1 protein-coding gene is annotated in these 684 nt (G+C 65.4%); it reads left to right on the top strand.

All coding sequences use genetic code 11. The annotated features are described in order from the left end of the window. Window positions 1-684 (top strand): HAD-IC family P-type ATPase (locus A9X04_RS32205; RefSeq protein WP_156764218.1); only part of this gene is annotated, 684 nt, incomplete at both ends.

Below are 684 nucleotides of genomic sequence, written 5' to 3'. Positions count from 1 at the left end.
TCCCTAACCCAGCTCGCGGATCTGGGCATCGAGCTGAAGATCGCTACCGGTGACAACGCGCGGGTGGCCGAAAAGGTGTGCGCCGACTTGGGTTTGGCCTCAAAGGGAACCATCACCGGCGCGGAGATGGAACAATTCGGCGACGAAGAATTCGAGCACGCCGCACAGAATTACACCATCTTCGCCCGCATCTCGCCGGAGCAGAAGGCGCGGCTCATCACCGCGCTGCGGCGCGAGGGGCGAGCCGTCGGCTTCCTGGGCGACGGGGTCAACGACGCGCTGGCGTTGCACGCCGCCGACGTGGGGATCTCGGTGGACAGCGCCACCGACGTGGCCAAGGACGCCGCCGACGTGGTGCTGCTGGAGAAGGACCTCGGTGTGTTGGCCACCGGCGTCGCCGAGGGCCGGCGCATATTCGCCAACACCATCAAGTACGTGCTGATGGGCACGTCGAGCAACTTCGGGAACATGTTCAGCGCCGCGGCCGCATCGGCCCTGCTGCCGTTCCTGCCGATGCTGCCCAGCCAGATCCTGCTGAACAACCTGTTATACGACTCCTCGCAGCTGGCGATCCCCACCGACAGGGTCGACGCCGAGCAGCTGCACGCGCCGTCGCACTGGAACGTCGCGTTCATCCGCCGGTTCATGCTGATCTTCGGACCGATCAGCTCGCTGTTCGACTTC

It is taken from the genome of Mycobacterium sp. E3247 (assembly GCF_001667785.1).
Classification (GTDB): Bacteria; Actinomycetota; Actinomycetes; order Mycobacteriales; family Mycobacteriaceae; genus Mycobacterium.
The sequence above is the reverse complement of the archived record's forward strand: the minus strand, read 5'-3'. Positions and strand labels throughout refer to the sequence as shown.